Origin of the sequence: Phenylobacterium sp. (assembly GCF_036495085.1) — a bacterium.
Taxonomy (GTDB): domain Bacteria; phylum Pseudomonadota; class Alphaproteobacteria; order Caulobacterales; family Caulobacteraceae; genus Phenylobacterium.
The window spans coordinates 14,680-32,608 of record NZ_DASXNL010000109.1 but is presented as its reverse complement, the minus strand read 5'-3'; the positions used below and the strand labels follow the sequence as shown (position 1 = coordinate 32,608).

22 protein-coding genes and 1 riboswitch are annotated in these 17,929 nt (G+C 67.5%); of the genes, 12 read left to right on the top strand and 10 right to left on the bottom strand.

From position 1 onward, the window contains the following. Position 1 precedes the first annotated feature (1 nt). Positions 2 to 1,969, top strand: coding sequence for a CocE/NonD family hydrolase (locus VGI62_RS13030; protein ID WP_331504925.1), 1,968 nt, complete (start codon positions 2 to 4; stop codon positions 1,967 to 1,969). Positions 1,970 to 1,971: 2 nt separating this feature from the next. Here VGI62_RS13030 and VGI62_RS13025 read toward each other — a convergent pair whose 3' ends face one another. From VGI62_RS13025 to VGI62_RS13015, 3 genes are all read right to left on the bottom strand, one after another. Continuing rightward, positions 1,972 to 2,346, bottom strand: a complete 375-nt coding sequence (locus VGI62_RS13025; protein WP_331504924.1) for a hypothetical protein — start codon at positions 2,344 to 2,346, stop codon at positions 1,972 to 1,974. A 69-nt stretch (positions 2,347 to 2,415) separates the two neighbouring features. After that, a complete protein-coding gene (locus tag VGI62_RS13020) occupies positions 2,416 to 3,666 on the bottom strand; it encodes an RNA polymerase sigma factor (protein WP_331504923.1) in 1,251 nt (416 codons plus the stop codon). Further along, complete coding sequence (locus tag VGI62_RS13015) at positions 3,663 to 4,046, bottom strand: YciI family protein (protein WP_331504922.1); 384 nt, start codon at positions 4,044 to 4,046, stop codon at positions 3,663 to 3,665. Before VGI62_RS13015 ends, VGI62_RS13020 begins: the two co-directional genes overlap by 4 nt. 204 nt (positions 4,047 to 4,250) lie before the next feature. Between VGI62_RS13015 and VGI62_RS13010 the strand changes: the two genes are divergently transcribed. The 7 genes from VGI62_RS13010 (at position 4,251) to ypfJ (ending at position 8,676) form a co-directional block, all read left to right on the top strand. Continuing rightward, a complete protein-coding gene (locus tag VGI62_RS13010) occupies positions 4,251 to 4,760 on the top strand; it encodes an RNA polymerase sigma factor (RefSeq protein ID WP_331504921.1) in 510 nt (169 codons plus the stop codon). Next, entirely contained in the window at positions 4,757 to 5,209 is a 453-nt protein-coding gene (locus tag VGI62_RS13005) for a cupin domain-containing protein (RefSeq protein WP_331504920.1), read from the top strand. The genes VGI62_RS13010 and VGI62_RS13005 overlap by 4 nt, the downstream gene beginning before the upstream one ends. Before the next feature lie 10 nt (positions 5,210 to 5,219). Further along, positions 5,220 to 5,729: a GNAT family N-acetyltransferase gene (locus tag VGI62_RS13000; protein ID WP_331504919.1), complete on the top strand. Its 510-nt coding sequence runs from the start codon at positions 5,220 to 5,222 to the stop codon at positions 5,727 to 5,729. A 31-nt stretch (positions 5,730 to 5,760) separates the two neighbouring features. After that, positions 5,761 to 6,672, top strand: a complete 912-nt coding sequence (locus VGI62_RS12995; RefSeq protein ID WP_331504918.1) for a DMT family transporter — start codon at positions 5,761 to 5,763, stop codon at positions 6,670 to 6,672. 122 nt (positions 6,673 to 6,794) lie between these two features. Next, positions 6,795 to 7,352, top strand: coding sequence for a tetratricopeptide repeat protein (locus VGI62_RS12990; protein WP_331504917.1), 558 nt, complete (start codon positions 6,795 to 6,797; stop codon positions 7,350 to 7,352). Between the two features lie 42 nt (positions 7,353 to 7,394). Then, a complete protein-coding gene (locus VGI62_RS12985) occupies positions 7,395 to 7,751 on the top strand; it encodes a hypothetical protein (protein ID WP_331504916.1) in 357 nt (118 codons plus the stop codon). A 64-nt stretch (positions 7,752 to 7,815) separates the two neighbouring features. Then, entirely contained in the window at positions 7,816 to 8,676 is an 861-nt protein-coding gene (gene ypfJ, locus VGI62_RS12980; protein WP_331504915.1) for a KPN_02809 family neutral zinc metallopeptidase, read from the top strand. On the opposite strand, the gene VGI62_RS12975 is transcribed toward ypfJ, so the two are convergent. From VGI62_RS12975 to VGI62_RS12950, 6 genes are all read right to left on the bottom strand, one after another. Continuing rightward, positions 8,677 to 9,414: an EF-hand domain-containing protein gene (locus VGI62_RS12975; RefSeq protein WP_331504914.1), complete on the bottom strand. Its 738-nt coding sequence runs from the start codon at positions 9,412 to 9,414 to the stop codon at positions 8,677 to 8,679. A gap of 2 nt (positions 9,415 to 9,416) precedes the next feature. Further along, positions 9,417 to 10,136 (bottom strand): aspartate/glutamate racemase family protein, encoded by a 720-nt coding sequence (locus VGI62_RS12970; protein WP_331504913.1) that lies wholly within the window; start codon positions 10,134 to 10,136, stop codon positions 9,417 to 9,419. Beyond that, a complete protein-coding gene (locus VGI62_RS12965) occupies positions 10,136 to 11,137 on the bottom strand; it encodes a D-cysteine desulfhydrase (RefSeq protein ID WP_331504912.1) in 1,002 nt (333 codons plus the stop codon). Before VGI62_RS12965 ends, VGI62_RS12970 begins: the two co-directional genes overlap by 1 nt. A gap of 39 nt (positions 11,138 to 11,176) precedes the next feature. After that, the gene (locus tag VGI62_RS12960) at positions 11,177 to 11,545 is read right to left on the bottom strand and encodes a hypothetical protein (RefSeq protein WP_331504911.1); all 369 of its coding nucleotides are present in this window, start codon (positions 11,543 to 11,545) and stop codon (positions 11,177 to 11,179) included. Between the two features lie 81 nt (positions 11,546 to 11,626). Further along, positions 11,627 to 12,325, bottom strand: coding sequence for a Crp/Fnr family transcriptional regulator (locus VGI62_RS12955; RefSeq protein WP_331504910.1), 699 nt, complete (start codon positions 12,323 to 12,325; stop codon positions 11,627 to 11,629). 304 nt (positions 12,326 to 12,629) lie between these two features. Further along, positions 12,630 to 13,451 (bottom strand): enoyl-CoA hydratase-related protein, encoded by an 822-nt coding sequence (locus VGI62_RS12950; RefSeq protein WP_331504909.1) that lies wholly within the window; start codon positions 13,449 to 13,451, stop codon positions 12,630 to 12,632. 91 nt (positions 13,452 to 13,542) lie between these two features. Between VGI62_RS12950 and VGI62_RS12945 the strand changes: the two genes are divergently transcribed. The 4 genes from VGI62_RS12945 to VGI62_RS12930 all read left to right on the top strand — a co-directional run bounded on the left by VGI62_RS12945 (position 13,543) and on the right by VGI62_RS12930 (position 17,609). Further along, complete coding sequence (locus VGI62_RS12945) at positions 13,543 to 14,298, top strand: VOC family protein (protein ID WP_331504908.1); 756 nt, start codon at positions 13,543 to 13,545, stop codon at positions 14,296 to 14,298. Between the two features lie 110 nt (positions 14,299 to 14,408). Next, positions 14,409 to 14,687: a hypothetical protein gene (locus VGI62_RS12940; RefSeq protein ID WP_331504907.1), complete on the top strand. Its 279-nt coding sequence runs from the start codon at positions 14,409 to 14,411 to the stop codon at positions 14,685 to 14,687. A 53-nt stretch (positions 14,688 to 14,740) separates the two neighbouring features. Next, positions 14,741 to 14,847: riboswitch (TPP riboswitch) on the top strand. 40 nt (positions 14,848 to 14,887) lie between these two features. Further along, a complete protein-coding gene (gene thiC, locus VGI62_RS12935; RefSeq protein WP_331504906.1) occupies positions 14,888 to 16,723 on the top strand; it encodes a phosphomethylpyrimidine synthase ThiC in 1,836 nt (611 codons plus the stop codon). Positions 16,724 to 16,862: 139 nt separating this feature from the next. After that, on the top strand, positions 16,863 to 17,609 hold the full coding sequence (locus tag VGI62_RS12930; protein ID WP_331504905.1) for a pentapeptide repeat-containing protein: 747 nt from the start codon (positions 16,863 to 16,865) through the stop codon (positions 17,607 to 17,609). Here VGI62_RS12930 and VGI62_RS12925 read toward each other — a convergent pair. Then, positions 17,606 to 17,803: a hypothetical protein gene (locus VGI62_RS12925; protein WP_331504904.1), complete on the bottom strand. Its 198-nt coding sequence runs from the start codon at positions 17,801 to 17,803 to the stop codon at positions 17,606 to 17,608. The genes VGI62_RS12930 and VGI62_RS12925 overlap by 4 nt on opposite strands. Positions 17,804 to 17,929 lie beyond the last annotated feature (126 nt).

Genomic DNA, 17,929 nt, shown 5'->3' with positions numbered 1-17,929 from the left:
GATGAATCACCAAGGTCGCCTCACGCGCCGCGGGCTTTCGCGTCTCGTCGCCGGTTTCACGCTCGCCGGGACGCTGCGCGCCAGGGCCGAACCCGTCCAACCCTACGAAGTGCTCCTCGAAAGCAACGTCCGCGTGCCCATGCGCGACGGCGTGAGGCTCGCCACGGATTTGTACCGCCCGGCGCGGGCCGGCAAGCCGGTCCCTGGCCGCTTCCCGGTGATCCTCGAACGCACGCCCTATGGCCGCAATGTCACCAGCTTCCGCGATATCACCCAGGCGGATCCGAAGACGCCCAAGACGCGCGCCCAGGTCGCCGCGGGCTACGTCGCCCAGGGCTACATCGTGGTCTTCCAGGACTGCCGAGGCCGCTATGAGTCCGAAGGCGAGTTCGTCAAATACCTGAGCGAGGGCGCCGATGGCTTCGACACCTGCCGCTGGCTGGCCGCCCAGCCTTGGAGCGACGGCAGCATCGGGACCATGGGCCTCTCCTACGCCGCCCATACGCAAGCTGCGCTCGCCTGCCTCGATCCGCCCGGCCTGAAGGCGATGATCCTCGACTGCGGGGGGTTCGCCAACGCCTACCAGGACGGCATCCGCCAGGGCGGCGCCTTCGAGCTGAAACAGGTGACCTGGGCCTACAACCTGGGCCTGGAGAGTCCCGCGGCTCAGAAGGATCCCCGCTTGATGGCCGCCCTGAAGGGCGTGGACCTAAAGGCCTGGTTTGCTTCCATGCCCTGGAAGCCCGGCCATACCCCGCTGTCGCTGCTTCCCGACTATGAGGCCTATGTCCTCGACCAGTGGCGGCACGGCGCCTTTGACGCCTACTGGAAGCAGGTCGGTATCTATGCCGAGGGCTCCTACGACCGCTACGCCGACGCGGCCATGATCCACATGAGCGGCTGGTACGACGCCTATTCGCGCTCGACGACAGACAACTATGTGGCGCTGTCGAAGAAGAAAACCGGGCCGGTGCGGCTGATCATGGGGCCCTGGACCCACGGCGCGCGCTCGACCACCTACTCCGGCGACATCGAGTTCGGGCCGGGATCGACTCTGGATGCGCTCGGCCACGGGGACTACGACGCTCAGCGGCTGGCCTGGTTCGATCGGCACCTGAAAGGTTCCAGCAAGACCGATCCCGACCCGCCGGTGCGGATCTTCGTCATGGGCGGCGGCCAGGACGGCCGTGGCGTGGCCGGGAAGACGTCGGAGGGTCGGATGATGCACGGCGGCGCCTGGCGCGCCGAGAGCGAATGGCCGATCGCGACGACGATCTACGCGCCCTACGCGCTGCACGGCGACGGCCGCCTATCGCTATCGGGACAAGACCGCGCGGCCAGGCCCCTGAGCTACGATTTCGATCCCGCCCGTCCGGTTCCCAGCATCGGGGGGACGATCACCTCCGGCGAACCATTGATGCGCGGCGGCGGCTACGACCAGCGCGAAGGCCCCACCGTCTATGGCTCACGCCAGCCCTATCGGCCCCTGTCCGCCCGGCCCGATGTGCTGGTCTTCCAGACTACGCCGCTCGCCGAGGACATCGAGGTCACCGGCGCCGTCGAAGCCAATCTATGGGTCGCCACCGACGGGCCGGACACCGACTTCACCATCAAGCTGATCGACGTCTACCCGCCCAGCGAGGACTATCCCGCGGGCTACGCCCTCAACCTGACGGACGGGATACTCAGGTGCCGCTACCGCGACAGTTGGGAAAAGCCGAGCCTGATGACGCCGGGCAGGGTCTATCAGATCAGAGTCAGGGCCTTCCCGACCTCCAACCTGTTCAAGGCCGGCCACCGCATCCGGCTGGACGTCTCCTCCAGCAATTTCCCCCACTTCGACGTCAACCCCAACACTGGCGCGCCAGAGGGGCGTGGCCTCACCCGGCGGGTGGCGCGGAATACGCTCTACGTCGATAGTGGCCGGCCAAGCCATGTCGTCCTGCCAGTGATCCCGCGGCGCGGCTGAGGCTATCTGAACGCAAAGCTGAGCTTGGCGCCCAGGAACCGGCCATGCGGATCGGAGCCATAGGCCGCCGCGCCGCCGCTCTCGGTGTGGCCGGGTTGCAGGCCGCAGAGGAAGCCCAGCGAACCGGTGACGTCGTCTCGGCTCGAGAAGCGGTGATCGAGCGCCGTGTGGGCAAAGACCGCTGTCTCCATCGGCCTGGCCTGGATGGTCATCGGCGCCAGCGGATCAAGGGGATTGGCAAGGTCAACGCCAGACCGGCTCGCTGCGAAGTCCGCCTTCGCCGGCGCCTCCGTCTGCGGCGCGGTCTGCGCCTTCGCAGCGCCCGCGGCTATGAGGATCACCGAGGCTGAGATCAGGCCTGCTAAGCGGCGGTTCATCGGTCAGCGCTCCAGATTTCGCGTTCCGGATCCCTTGTTAGACCACGCCCAGCCCGCCGTTGCGAGAGCTCAGCCGGTTGCGTCCGTCGTCAGCCGGTCGATCTGCCGGCGGATATGGGCCGCTTCGGCGGCGGTGTTGGCCAGCGAGACCGCGCGGTCGAACGCCTGCTTGGCCTCGGCGCCGCGGCCGAGCTGCAGGAGGAATGAGCCCTGCGCGCCGAAGAAGTAGAAATATCCGCCGAGCGCGGCCTCCAGCGGCTCGATCATCGCCAGCGCCTCGGCGGGCCCGCGCGCCTTGCTCACCGCCACCGCCCGGTTCAGCGTCACCACAGGAGAGGGCGTCATGATCTCGAGCGCAGCGTAGAGCGCCTCGATGGCCACCCAATCGGTGTCTTGCGGCCGGGCGGCGCGGGCGTGCAGCGCCGAGATCGCTGCCTGCACCTGGTAGGGTCCTGCCCGGCGGTGCCGCATGGCCTTGTCGATCAGGGCCAGTCCCTCGGCGATGAGATCGCGGTTCCACAGCAAGCGATCCTGGTCTTCCAGCAGCACAATGGCGCCGTCGGCGTCGAACCGCGCCGGGCTGCGGGCGTGTTGCAGGAGCATGAGCGCCGTCAGGCCCATGATCTCGGGCTCGGCCTGGAACAGCCTCTGCAGCAGGCGAGCAAGACGGATCGCCTCTTCGCTCAGCCGCGCGCGGATCTCGGCCGCCTCCGCCCCGGCGGAATAGCCCTCATTGAAGACCAGGTAGACCATGGCGGCGACCGCTGCGAGCCGCTCGGCCCGCTCTGCCGGACCGGGCGTCTCGAAAGGCGTCTCGGCCTTGGCGATCCTGGCTTTGGCGCGAGTGATCCGCTGCTCCATCGCCGCTTCGCCGACCAAGAAGGCCCTGGCGATCTGCTTGACCGAAAGGCCCGAGACGATCCGCAGCGCCAGCGCGATCTGTTGGGTCGCCGGCAGGTCCGGGTGACAGCAGATGAACATCAGCCGCAGGATATCGTCACGGTAGTGCGCCCCGTCGAGCCGCTCGGCCATCGGTGTCTCGACGTCATCCACGTCGGAGATCTGGTCTTCCGGCGGCAACTCGGCTTGGCGGCTACGCCGTCGCACCCCGTCCAGCGCCGCGTTGCGCCCGACCATGATCAGCCAGGAGGCCGCGTCGCGCGGCGGCCCCTTCTCAGGCCAGGTCCGGAGCGCCCGCAGGCAGGCCTCCTGGTAAGCCTCTTCGGCGGTGTCGAGGTCGCGGAAATAGCGAAGCAGCGCGCCCATCGCCTGGGGACGAGCCGACGTCAGGGCCGCATCGATCCAGGCGATATCATTCATCCTGAGGCGGCTTTCACCGGCAGGGTCCCCGGCAGGTAAAGCAGGAGCGGCCGGATTTCATAGGCGCCGCCGGGATTGGCGCGGCCAAGCTCTCCGGCGATTTCCAGCGCCTCATCCAGGTCGTCGCAGTCGAGGACGTACAGACCCAGCAGCTGCTCCTTGGTCTCGGCGAACGGGCCGTCGATCACCATCGGCGGGTCACTTTTGCGCAGCGTGGTCGCCGCGGTCGTCGGCAATAGCCGCAAGGACGGCCCGAGCTTTCCGTTCGCCGCCAGCCGCTCCTGCACAACGCCGAGCTTGGCCATGACCGCTTCGTCCTCGGCCTTCGACCAGGAGAAGACCATGTCCTCGGAATTGTAGCAGAGCAGGGCGTAGAGCATGACGGGCCGGCTTCCTCGATGCGCTTAGGACGGGTCAGCCTAATCTTCCCCGACAGCGATCCGCAAAAATTAGGCGGCGGATTCGCTCGGCAAGCGAATCCACGTGCCCCGAGAGGCGAAAAGCCCGAAAAAATAACGCGTTCGCAGACCGGCGCTATTCGCTCACGCAACAATCCGCTTATGCTGCGGTCAATTGGGGGACAGATGCTCGACGAAAGCCGATTGGCCGAATTGCTGAGCGCTATCGCCGGCGGCGATGGCGCGGCTGCAGGCGAACTGTATGGGCTGATCGGCGGGCGCCTACACGGTCAGGCCCAGCGAATCCTGCGCGATCCCGGACTTGCGGAAGATGCCGTCCAGGAGGCGTTCCTCAAGATCTGGCGCAACGCGTGGCGCTTTGACGCCGGCAAGGGCGCCGCCTCGGCCTGGATGTCGGTGATCGGCCGCCGCGTGGCCCTCGATCGGCGGCCCCGAGCGGCGGCCGTAGCGCTCCCCGAACTCGAGGCTCCCAGCGTCGATCCTGACTATGTTCATCCAAGGTTGAGGGAAAGCCTGGCTGAATTGCCGGACCTGCATCGGAAAGCCCTCGTCCTCATGTATGTCTACGGATTGAGCCATTCGGAACTGGCGGCGGCCATGAACGCGCCGCTGGGCACAGTGAAAAGCTGGGTCCGCCGGGCGAGCGCCGCCCTGAAAGGGAAGCTGGAGCGATGAGCCCCAAGGCCGCACGCGATGCGGCGTGGATCGAGCCCACCCCCGCCGAGCTGGCGCTCGCCAGTCTCGATATGGCGCTGCCGCCGCTTGCCCCCCCGCCCGGGTTATGGGCGCGGATAAAGGCGGAACTGGCCGTGGGGCGCCCGCAGGGCGCCGCGGCCATGGCGGTCGATCGCTACGAAGGTGGCGTCTGGCGCACACTGTCGCCGGGTGTGCGCATGAAGCGTCTTTGGGGCAAGCGCACCCTGCTCTTTGAATGTGAGCCCGGTGCGGTCGTCCCGGCCCATCGCCATCGCACCTTCGAGCATTCACTTGTCCTCTCCGGCGACGTGACCAGTGACGAGGGCGACTTTCAGTCCGGCGACTACATGGGCATGCCCGGCGGCTCGATGCACGGCGCCTGGACCACCCGCACCGGCTGCCTCGTACTGATCCAGTACGAGGCCTGACGGGCGGCGCGTGGAGGAGCTCCATACCGCTCGCCTCAGGCTTCGGCGCGCACGGGCGGAGGATCTCGCAGACCTGCATGCCGTGTTCAGCGATCCCCGCGCGATGCGTTACTGGTCGCGCCCGCCGCACGGGGATCTGGAACAGACCCGCACCGTGCTCAAGGCGATGATCGGGGCCTCTCCGGACGAGAGCGAGGATTTCGTAATCGAGCACAGAGGCACGGTGATTGGTAAGGCGGGTTGCTGGCGGATTCCCGAGATCGGTTTCATCCTTGCGCCGGACCACTGGGGCCGCGGGCTCGCTGCCGAGGCGTTGGGCGCCGTCATCCCGCGGGTGTTCGCGCGCTTCCCGATTCCAGCCGTGATCGCCGATGTCGATCCGCGCAACTCCGCCTGCCTGGACCTTCTGGCGCGGCTGGGCTTCCGGGAGACGCACCGCGCAGCGCGGACCTGGCTCGTCGGGGACGAGTGGTGCGACAGTGTCTACCTCGCGCTGCCAAGGCCCGCGGCTGAGGGTTGACCGCTGCGCCCCTGCCCCGCAAACCGCCGCGGTGGCCCCCCCGACTGTCCAGCTCCCGCACCAGCACAACGGCGTCGGCATCGCCTATCGGGTCATGGCCATGGCTTGCATGGCCTGCCTTTCGGCGATCGTGAAGTGGACCGGCCAGCGCGGTGTGCCGGTCTTCGAGATCATCTTCTTCCGCAACCTCTTCGCCTTCGTCCCGCTCGGCCTCTACATCTGGCGCACAACGCATTTCTCGGTGCTTCGGACCCGCCGCCCGATCGGCCACCTGACTCGCAGTGCGATCGGTCTTTTCGGCATGGTCTGCGGCTTCTCGGCCGTGCAACACCTGCCGCTCACCGAGGCGACCGCCTTCAACTTCGCCTCGCCGCTGTTCATGACCGCCCTTTCCGCGCTGGTCCTGCGCGAGCCGATCGGGCGGCACCGGTGGGGGGCCGTGATCGTCGGTTTCCTGGGCGTGCTGATCATGGTGCGGCCGCAACCGGGGCACATGAACCTGGTGGGCGTGTCGCTGGCGCTCGGGAGCGCAGTGGGGGCGGCCGGCGCCATGGTGGCCATCCGCCAGATCGCCGCGACCGAGAAGGGCCCGACCATCGTCTTTTACTTCACCGCCGCCGGCGCTGTCCTGGGTCTCGTCGGCTCGGCCTTCAACTGGGTGACGCCGGACCCGCTGACCTTCGCGCTCCTGGTGCTGGGCGGGTTGATCGGCGGGGTCGGGCAGCTCCTGCTCACCGAGGCGATCCGTCTCGCGCCAGTCGGTGTCGTAGCGCCCTTCGACTACACGCAGCTGATCTGGGCCACGGCCATCGGGTTCCTGGTCTGGGGCGAACTCCCCCGCGCCGCCACCGTGGTCGGCGCCCTCGTGGTCGCCGCGAGCGGCGTCTACATCCTGCATCGTGAACTGGTCCGCCGGCGATCGGCGAGCGTCGCGGTGGTGTGACCCAAGCCGCCTTGACCTAGCGTCAGCTTCGCGTTGACAGCCGTCTGTTGTGGGAGGATTCTTGAGCGGAACGCCGGTACGCGGCGCGTGATCTGCGCGCCGGCGTGCAAGGAGCGAAGCTGATGAATCGGCTCATTCTATGCGCGGTGGCGTTTGCCGCGCTGGCGACCGCCACCGGAGCCAGGGCGGCGGTGACAGTGATCGGCGGCGGGCAGGCCGAAGCCTGTTCCAGGGCGGCGCTCAGCGGCCGTTCCGAGATCCGGTTTGAAAACATCTGCACAAAGGCGCTTGAGGAAGAGACGCTCGACGCCCGCGACCGCGCCGGCACATATGTGAACCGCGGCGTCCTGAAGATGCGCCGCATGGACTTCGCCGCCGCCACCAAGGACTTCGACCAGGCCGTGCGAACGAAGCCTGACCTGGGTGAGGCCTATGTCAACCGCGGCGCAGCCTCGATCGGCGAGCATCGCTATGCCGACGGCCTGACCGATCTCAACAAGGGCATCCAGTTCGGCTGTGACGAGCCCGCCAAGGCCTACTACAACCGCGCCCTGGCCTACGAGGGCCTGGACGATATCAAATCGGCCTACTTCGACTACCAGAAGGCGGTCGAGCTCAGCCCTGACTGGGCCGCGCCGAAACAGGAACTCACCCGCTTCCACGTGGAGCGGAAGGACTAGCCGAGCCCTTCCGGCCGCCCGTCCGGGGCAGAGGAGTTGAATATGCGTGGCGGCCTGGTCTTGCTGGTGGCGCTCAGCTGGGCGGCGGCGGCCGGCGCCCAGGACCACCGCGCGATATCTCTGGCCCGCGACGCGGAACTGACCGCCGAGATCCAAGCGGCGCGAAGCCGCGACATCGTGATTACCAACGAGCTATCCGCACTGCAGTCGCGCACGCAGACCAACCAGGCGCTCAGCGACATCGCCGCGCTGCGCGCCGCGCCGCCCTTGCCCACCGTGGGGGCGCCCTCCGGCGGGCCGGCGCCAGTCATCGATATCAGCCAGCTTGCGATGATCCCCGACGCGACGCTCGCCGCCTCCAACGCCCGGGTCCGCGCGGCCGCCGACAATCGGCGCTGACTGCGGCGGAGCATCTCGCCAAAGATCGCGTTACCGTTGAGGCCCGGAAAGCGAAGGTGATCCGATGAAGTGGGAAGAAGGCGACGAGTCCGGCAACATCGAGGATCGACGCGGACTTGGGCCGGTCGGTGTCGGCGGTCTCGGCATCGGCGGCGTGGTCCTGGCGCTCATCGGCTACTTCGTGTTCGGCGTCAGCCCCCAGCAGACGCTCGACGCCGTCAGTGGCGCGGGCCCTGAAAGCGCGGTCCAGCAGCAGCAGGCCGGTGTCCGCGGCGCGCCCACCGACGAGGAGGGCCGCTTCGTCGACGTCGTCGCTACTTCGGTCGACGAGGTCTGGACCCAGATCTTCCGCCAGAATGGCAGCACTTACCGACCGCCGGCCGCCGAGGTGCTCTACGACCGCTCGACCGTCACCGGCTGCGGCCTCGGCCAGTCGGCCATGGGGCCGTTCTATTGTCCGCAGGACCACAAGGTCTACCTCGACCTCGCCTTCTGGCAGGAGCTCAACCAACGCTTCGGCGCGTCGGGGGAGGCGGCGCGGGCCTATGTCATCGCCCACGAGATGGGCCATCACGTACAGACCCTGCTGGGGACCGACCGCCAAGTCGGCCGGCTCGGCGCCCGGGGCGAGAGCTCGGGCTCGGTGCGGCTGGAGCTTCAGGCCGACTGCTTCGCCGGCGTCTGGGCCGCCCACGCCGCCGAGGTCTCCGGCGGCAAGGTGGCGCTCGATCCCAAGGATATCCAGGATGGCCTGCGCGCGGCGGCCGCCGTCGGCGACGACACCCTGCAGCGCGAGACCACCGGCCAGGTCGTCCCCGACAGCTTCACCCACGGGACCTCCGCCCAACGGATGCACTGGTTCAACGTCGGCCTGACCACCGGCGACCCCGCCGCCTGCGACACCTTCAGCGCCGCGAAGCTATAGTCACCGCTTGGCGCGACGCGCCCGGTCTTCCAGCTCGACCTGGGCGACCGTCCTGGGCAATTCGTCGAGGGTCAGTTTGCCGTCGCCTCTCTTGTCCAGGCGCGCAAAGCGCCGGTCGGCGGCGGCGAGGAACTCCTCCTTCGTGATGCGTCCGTCCAGGTCGGTGTCGGCCGCCATCAGAGGTTCGGCTTCCCTCAGCAGCGTGTAGGCGGCTGCGCCCTCCATGACCTCGTGCTGCCGGCGCTGCGAGTTCAAGCCGCTTATCGGCCCCTGGGCCCCCGCTCCGCTGGGGATCCCGCTCAGGTCCCCGTGCGGCTGGCCGTTAATTTGCGCCAGGATGAGCTGCGCGCCATCCCTCCCTGCGGGGCTGAGCGCGCCCAGCCGCGGCTCCTCGCGCCCGAAGACGTCGGGAACGACTTTGTGCTCGTAAAAGCCGATTTCCGTCCCGTCGAGGACGCCATTGCCGTCGGAGTCCAGCGCATCGAAGAACCCCGCGTGATCGGCGCGGAACTCGGCCTTGTCTATGACCCCGTCGTGATTGAGGTCGGCCTGTTTGAACCACAGGGCCACCGGATAGGGTTCTCCAGGCCGACCGCGATAAGGCTCGCCACAAGGGCTGATGAAGAGCTGGGTGAAGCCGCCGACCAGATTGGCGCCGCCGGGGGCCGGCTGGGCGACAGCCAGTCCCGTCGCGACACTCGCCGCAATGCCCGCGATCGCCAGTGTTTTCCGCGCCATCCTTATGCTCCCAATGCCGCCGGCGCCGGTTCGAGCCCCAGGCACACCGCCACGCAACGCCGCGCCAGGAGTTCGCCGGGGTCGATGAACGCCACGCGCACGTCCTTCGGCCCCATGGCGAGGGGCGCCTCGGTGCAGCCGGCGATCAGCGCGTCTGCGCCACCGGCGACCAGGTCGGCGGCATAGTCTGCCATTTCGCGCCGCACGCCAGGTCCGGTGTCGCCAGCCTTGATCTTGTAGATCGTCGCCATGAATTCGTCCTGCCGCCGGGGCTCGAGGGTGACCAGCCCCATCGCCTGGGCCGCCAGGTATTCGCGATAGAGCCGCAGCGCAACTTTGGTCCCGAGCACGCCCACCCGCCGCGCGCCCCTGTCGCGGGCGGCGCTGGAGGCGGTCTCGATCATGTCGATCAGCGGCAGGCCACTCGCCCGCTGGATCAGGTCGGCATGGGCGTGGGCGGTGTTGCAGGCGATCGCCAGCACGTCGGCGCCGGCTCCGGCGAGCGCGCCGGCCATCTCCGCCAGCACGGGCCCTGCGCCCGATCCGGCGAGGTTGCGGTCCGGGACCTTCGGGTTGATGTCCACCAACACGCGGATGTGGTCCTGGTCGGTTTTGGCGGGCGTGAACGACTGCAGCTTGGTCAGGAAGTCCAGGGTCGCGGCAGGCCCCATCCCGCCCAGCACGCCCAGCGCCAGCGAGGTGTCGCTCGAGCCTTCGGCCATCAGAGGCGCCCCTCCAGCACCGACTGGTAGCCAAACAGCCCCTGCGCACCGCCGGTATGCAGGAAGACCACGGTCTCACCGTCGAAGGCGCCCGCCTTGGAGAGCGCGATCAGCCCTTTCATCGCCTTGCCGGTATAGACCGGGTCCAGCAGGATCGCATCGGTCCGCGCCGCCAGCTTCAGGGCCTCGATCACCGCCTCGTCCACCAGGCCATAGCCGTCGCCGACGTAGTCGCAATCGGCGATCACCATATCGCGGGTCACCCGGTCGCGGTGGCCGAGCAGGTCGGCCGTCTCGACCGCCAGTTTGAAGACATTGTCTTCCTGCGCCGCCTTCGGCGCGCGCACGCCGATGCCCAGCACCGGGATGTCGGCGCCCATCACCGCGATGCCGGCCACAAGACCCGCGTGGGTGCCGGCGCTGCCGGTGGCGGTGACGATCCGGTCGATCTCCAATCCCAGCTCGTTGGCCTGACTGACGATCTCCATGGCGCATTCGACATAGCCCAGGGCCCCGATCACGTTCGAGCCGCCCCCCGGGATCACATAGGGCCGCCCGCCCCGCTCAGCGACCTCGGCGGCGACCTCGGCGAGCGCGGCGTTCATGTCGGTTCCGCCCGGCGCGCGGCGGATGTGGGCCCCCATCAGCTCGTCAAGCAGCACGTTGCCGTTCTGGGTGTAGTCGACGGCGTTGGAGCCGGTGCGCTCCTCCAGGATGATCTCGCAGTCCAGGCCGAAGCGGGCCGCGGCGGCCGCGGTCTGTCGCACGTGGTTCGATTGCACCGCGCCCTGGGTCACCAGCGTCGTGGCGTCGTTGGCCAGCGCGTCACCCAGCAGGTACTCGAGTTTGCGGGTCTTGTTGCCGCCCCCGGCCAGTCCGGTGCAGTCGTCGCGCTTGATCCAGAGGTCGGGGCCCGGCAGGGCCTCGGTCAACCTGGGCAGGGGCTCCAGCGGAGTGGGCAGGTGGGCGAAGCGGACGGGATTGAAGCGGGCGAGATGCATGCCTTGGCCCTACATCGAACCTCGGCGAAGGGACAGTCCCTAAGGCCTCAGACGCCTCGGCATGGCCGCCACCTCTTCAGGCGTCAGCCGGGTCAGGCTGTCGACAATGCAGCGGCTGCTCAACGTGGTGACGTCGAGGTCCAGCGCAGTGCAGATGCGTCCCGTGCTCGGGCGATCGCGCAGCACGATCGGGTCCGACGACGTCGTGGCCACGAAGCAGTTGTTGTGCATGGTCGCGCGATAGACCGATCGGCCCGAGACGTCGAAGTAGAGGGTGTTGTTCCCGTCCGTCGTATGGTTGCGGATGCTGCGCATGTTGATGCAGGAGCCGCCAGGATCCGCCGCCTGCGCAGGCAGGGCGAGGGCCAGCGCGAAGGCCGAACCGATCAGGGCTAGGGCGATCTTCATAGGACACCTCCTGGCGGCCGATAATCTATCACGCCTGCGCTTGTCCCGGTGAACCGTCGCTGAACGGACTTCGGTCGGACCTCAGGGTTCGACGCCCCGCAATTCCTCGAATTGCCGCTCGCTCAATTCGTAGCATTCGCAAGCGTGCGCGATCAGCGCCGCTCGGTGGAGGATGGTCACCTGGCCCCGGGAGTAGGTGATGATCCGCGCCTCCTTCAGCGCGGCGGCCATCAAGCTGATGGTCGTACGCTGCACGCCGGTCATCACCGCCAGATAGTCCTGCGTCAGGGGCAGCACGTCCCCGCCTATGCGGTCCTGGGTCATCAGGAGCCAGCGCGCCAGTCGTCCCTCCGCCGGGTGGGAGATATTGCATCCCACGCCCAGTTCCGCCTGTTGGGCAAGGCCACGGGCGTGCAGCAGGCTCAGCCCGACCAGCGAGGGGCTGAGGGTCAGGCGGCTGCGATAGACCGCGGACGACAATGTCAGCGCCGCCCCGCCCACCTGAACGAATATCCGTGAGGTGGTGGGGCGGTCGGTGAGAGCGTCGAGCAGGGCCGGTACGCTCTCGCGGCCCACACTGGCCGTCTCCACGGCCTTGCCGTCACGCATCACCGTCACCACAGAGACGCAGGCGCTGCTCGGAAAATAAAGGGTGTCTACGTGATCGCCCGGCTCATAGAGCGGCTGCCCTCGAGAAAGGCTCGCTTCCCTGAGCTGGGGCCTAATGAAGGCAGCGTCGTTGTCGTCGAGAGCGCGAAGGAGGAAATTCCGGAAGTGCATCTCCGCCCCTCACCGCGAAGGGCGCGCGGCGTTCTGGCGGGACTTGTGCGCCAATTGTCGGAAGAATCCCAAGGCAAAATATAGGAATTAGGCCATTTTCTTTGTGTGACCGAGAAAGTGAACGCGGGAACTGGGAAATAAATGTCGGATATTCATAACGTTCGCCAGTAGACATTGATTGATGTCGGCGAAGCGCCGTCTTCGCTGAAAGACTTGGACCGCCGGGGCGATCACCAAGCTCCGCTGATCTCCCCTGTCGATGGGGAGGTCGATTTTCACCAGCCGCGGATTCGGAGCGCTGCGACTAGCGCCCGGTGAACACCGGCTCGCGCTTGTCGACGAAGGCCTTGGCCGCCTCGCGGTGGTCGGCGGTCTGGGCGGAGTGGACATGGTGAGTGACTTCCATGTCCAGGCACTCGTCCGGATCGCCGCCCATGGCGCGGTTTAGGTTCTCCTTCATGTAGCGGAAGCAGACCGCGGGCCCGGCGGCCAGGCGCTTGGCGATTTCGCGGGTCCTGGAGACCAGCTCGTCGGGTTCCACGACCCAGTTGGCCAGGCCCAGCCGCAGGGCCTCATCGGCGCTGACCCGCTCGGAGAGGAAGTAGAGCTCCCGCGCCTTGGCCGAGCCCACCAGCTGGGTCAGGAAGTAGGTGCCGCCATAGTCGCCGGCCAAGCCGACGCGGGCGAAGGCGGTGGTGAGGAATGCGGTTTTGGCCATGATCCGCAGGTCGCAGGCGAGCGCCAGCGACAGGCCCGCCCCGGCCGCGGCGCCCGGCAAAGCCGCGATTGTCGGCTTGGGCATCGAGAACAGCTTCCCCGCCGTCCCTCGTTGGTTGACCCGCTGGCGATGGATCGCGTGGTCGATACTGGCGCCCGCGCCGCCGGCGGCGTTGCGATCGGCCATGCCCTTCACGTCGCCGCCGGCGCAGAAGCCCTGGCCGGCGCCGGTCAGCACAACGCAACGCACGTCGCCGTCGAGCTCCGCCGCGGCGAGCTGGCGGGCGAGCGCCTGGTTCATGTCGTCGCTCATCGCGTTGCGGGCCGCCGGGCGGTTGAGGGTCAGCGTCAGTACGCCATCGGCCAGATCGGCCAGCAGGTCGGGTGTTCCGGTGTCGCGTTGAGCCATGGCGGTTCCTCCCGTGGGTTTTCGGACACTAGGCCTTGACGCTGATGGAACGGAAGCCTGAGGCTTCGCCCAACCTTGGGGAGCTCGACCTATGCGCCTTCGACAGATCGCCCTGGTGGCCAAGGACCTTGCCGCGGCCGAGAACGATATCCGGGCGGTTCTGGGTCTCGACTACGCCTATGACGATCCAGGCGTGGGCAAGTTCGGCCTGAAGAACGCGGTGTTCCCGGTCGGCGAAAGTTTTCTGGAGGTCGTCTCACCCAAGCAGGAGGGCACAACTGCGGGTCGGCTGCTGGAGAAGCGCGGCGGCGACGGCGGCTACATGGTCATCCTCCAGGTGCCGGATATCGCCGAGGCGCGCGCCCGCATCGCGGCCGCCAACGCCCGTGTCGTCGAGCAGGCCGACTTCCAGGACGGCAAGGTTGCGATGAGCCATGTGCATCCGCGCGACATCGGCGGGGCGATCCTTTCCTTGGATTACATGGATCCCTGGGATCGCTGGGAGTGGGGCGGACCGGGCTGGCGCGACCACGTCCGCACCGACACGTCCGTGGGGCTTATCGGCGCCGAGCTGCAAGCCGACGATCCTGGAGGCATGGCGCGGCGCTGGGGAGAGGTGCTGGGCCGAAAGCCCGCGCAAGCAGGGGAGGGTTGGCGGATCGCGCTGGACGGCGGGGAGATCCGCTTCGTCGCCGTTCGCGACGGGCGCGGCGAGGGCCTCGGCGGCTTCGACGTCGCCGTACGCGATCCAGCCGCAGTCGCTGCGAGCGCCGGGGCGCGCGGGCTGGCCGGCGCAGATGGCGTGATCACCCTATCCGGAGCCAGAGTAAATCTTGTGCAGGCTTGATTCTCGGACCCTCGGGCAGGCGAAGAAATATCGCCGTAACTTCGGGAAACCGACAGACTGTGTCGGGCCGAGGTGCGCATAAGCTGGCCGTTCTTGGGAGGATACGCGTAATGGCCAGTGTGCAGCGCTATGGCATCTTCCGCATCGGCCGGCGCTGGCGCCTGTCCAGCAACGACAGCACCCAGCTGGACTTCATAGCTCTGACCGATGCGCTCGCCGCGACCGATATTCTGGTTCGCGCGCACCTGGCGTGCGGCGACGCCTGCGAGGTCGTGGTCCAGGACCGAAACGGCAGGTTGATCAACCTGCCCGCCGCCGGTCCCGCCGGGATCGGCATGATAGCCGAGGAGATCCTTGCCGACGATCAGGACGCCTTCCAGCTGTCGTAATGTGATCTTGAGGGGATGGGGTCTTTCGTTGGAACCGCATAGGGCCTAATCTCCGAACCTCCTCGGGGGGCCGCGCAAAGCGGCTGAGAGGCGGGTGATCCCGCGACCCGTCGAACCTGATCCGGGTCATGCCGGCGAAGGGAAGGAAGAGGTTCCGACCTGACGCGCATGGTCCGTTCACATGAACGAGGCCGCGAGCGATGAACAAGCCTACCGGACAACTTGAGCCTGCCCAGATTCCAACCGGTGAGCGTCCTGGGTCGCGCAAAGTCTACCAGCCCGGGCAGCTGTGGCCCGACATCCGCGTTCCGTTCCGCGAGGTGGCCGTCCATCCCTCGGCCGACGAGCCGGCGCTCACCCTCTATGACCCATCCGGCCCCTACACCGACCCGACCACGACCATCGATATTGAGAAGGGACTGTCGAAGACCCGCGAGCCCTGGGTCGTCTCCCGCGGCGACGTGGAGATCGTCGAGCACCCCCGCCAGGTGAAGCCCGAGGACAACGGCTTTGCGAAGGGCGAGCACCTGGCCCCGCAATTTTCCGCGCCGCGGCGCGTCTACCGCGCCCGAGCGGGCGCCAACGTCACCCAGCTCGAATACGCCCGTCGGGGGGTGATCACCCCTGAAATGGAATTTGTCGCCATCCGCGAAAATCTGCGCCGCCGGCAAGGCGACCCGACCATCCGCGACGGCGAGCCTTATGGCGCGGTGATTCCCGACCTTTGCACGCCGCAGTTCGTCCGCGACGAGGTGGCTTCCGGCCGCGCCATCATCCCGGCCAACATCAACCACACCGAGCTCGAGCCGATGGCGATCGGCCGAAACTTCCTGGTCAAGATCAACGCCAACATCGGAAACTCCGCCGTCCTCTCCACTGTCGCCGACGAGGTGGACAAGATGGTCTGGGCGATCCGCTGGGGCGGCGACACGGTCATGGACCTCTCGACCGGCCGCAACATCCACAACATCCGCGACTGGATCGTCAGGAACTCCCCGGTCCCAATCGGTACGGTGCCGATCTACCAGGCGCTGGAAAAGGTCAACGGCGTCGCCGAAGACCTGAACTGGGAGGTGTTTCGCGACACCCTCATCGAGCAGGCCGAACAGGGCGTCGACTACTTCACCATCCACGCCGGCGTCAGGCTGCCGTTCATCCCGCTCACCGCAAAACGGGTCACGGGCATCGTCTCGCGCGGCGGCTCGATCATGGCCAAGTGGTGCTTGGCCCACCATCGCGAGAATTTCCTCTACGAGCGGTTCGAAGAGATCTGCGAGATCATGAAGGCCTACGACGTCTCGTTCAGCCTGGGCGATGGTCTGCGGCCCGGCTCGATCGCCGACGCCAACGACGAGGCCCAGTTCGCCGAGCTGCGTACGCTGGGCGAGCTCACCAAGATCGCCTGGAAGCACAACGTCCAGACAATGATCGAAGGCCCCGGCCATGTGCCGATGCACAAGATCAAGGCCAACATGGACGAGCAGCTGAAGCACTGCCACGAGGCGCCGTTCTACACGCTCGGCCCGCTCACCACCGATATCGCTCCCGGCTACGACCACATCACCAGCGCCATCGGCGCGGCGATGATCGGGTGGTTCGGCACCGCCATGCTCTGCTACGTCACGCCCAAGGAGCACCTGGGCCTCCCCGATCGCGAGGACGTCAAGCAAGGGGTCATCGCATATAAGATCGCCGCCCACGCCGCCGATCTCGCCAAGGGCCACCCGACCGCCAGGGCCTGGGACGACGCGCTCTCCCGCAGCCGTTTCGAGTTCCGTTGGGAGGACCAGTTCAACCTCGGCCTCGATCCAGAGACGGCCCGCGAATACCACGACGAGAGCCTGCCCAAGGAGGCCTTCAAGACCGCCCACTTCTGCTCGATGTGCGGCCCGAAGTTCTGCTCCATGAAGATCAGCCAGGACATCCGCGACGCAGCCCGCGCCCAGAATGAGGTCGACGCCGGGCTGGAACAGATGGCCCAGAAGTTCCACGACCTCGGCGGCGAGATCCAGGTGCCGGTAGCGCCCCCCGGGTAGGGTGTCCGGCGCCGAAGATGACGACGCGTCGCGTTCTGAACGCTGCGTTCACGCTTGCGCTTGATCGGCCGGCGGCCAGCGTTCATGCCTCCTGGAACGTCGCTGGCGCGGCTAACGGGACGACACCGAGGGTTTGCCGATGGACCTCCCCGACCTCTCTGCCGGCGGCGTCTACGAGGGCCTGGACCTTTCGGCGTACGACTTCGCCGAGCGCGACCTCACTGACCTTGCGCTCACCGATTGCACTCTTGTCGACACGCAGCTCTCGGCGGTGATCCTGCAGGGCGCGCGTTTCACCGACTGCCGCATCACCCGTTGTCGTTTCGCCCACGCCGATCTCAGGGAAGCGACCTTCACCCGGTGCAATTTCGCCGACCCCGAAAGCCACTCAGGCGTCCAGGTCGTTTTCTCGCAGCTCGACCAGGCAAGGTTCGAGGCCTGCGACCTCTCCTTCGCCGACATCGACCGGACAAGCCTCTGGGCGGTGATCTTCGCCGCCACGAACCTCAGGGGCTCGCGCTTCCACCGCGCGGATTTCTCCCGCGCCTTTGGGGCCAAAGTGGTCCGCACGGCGGCGACCTTTGCGGCCTGCAACCTGGAGCTGGCCGACCTGTCTGAAGCGCATTTGGCCACCTGCGACCTATCGGGCTCCAGCCTGCGCGAAGCCGACCTGACCGAGGCGAACCTCGAAGGCGTCGATCTTACGAGATGCGATTTCTTCCAGGCGCTCACCGCCGGCGCCAAGCTGGCCGGAGCGGATCTGCGTGGTGCGGAGGTCTCAGGCCTCAGCCTGGCCGCGCTCGGGTCCTACGAAGGCCTGAAGATCACGCTCGCCCAGCAGCACACCTTGCTCTCTGCGATGGGCCTCGACGTTTACGCCGATTAGTCCTGCGCCTTGGCTTTCGCAGGCGTCCAGATGCGCACCGCCACGGCCACCGTCACCGAGCCCAGCACCGCCGTGGCCGCGCCCGCCCACTGCACGGGGTTCATGCCTATGGCCGCATAGTGACCGGCCAGCCCGCCGCTTATCACGACCAGCGAGGCCGTCGCCCAATCGATGAGTTCCTTCGACGTGATCATTGTGGTTCCCGGACAGGCTTGGATGCTAATGCGACACGCGAACTGAAGCCGTAGAAGTCTTACCGAACCCCTGCGCAATGCTGCGATGCGGCATCGGGGCGCACGGGGGCCCTCGGACGACAGCAA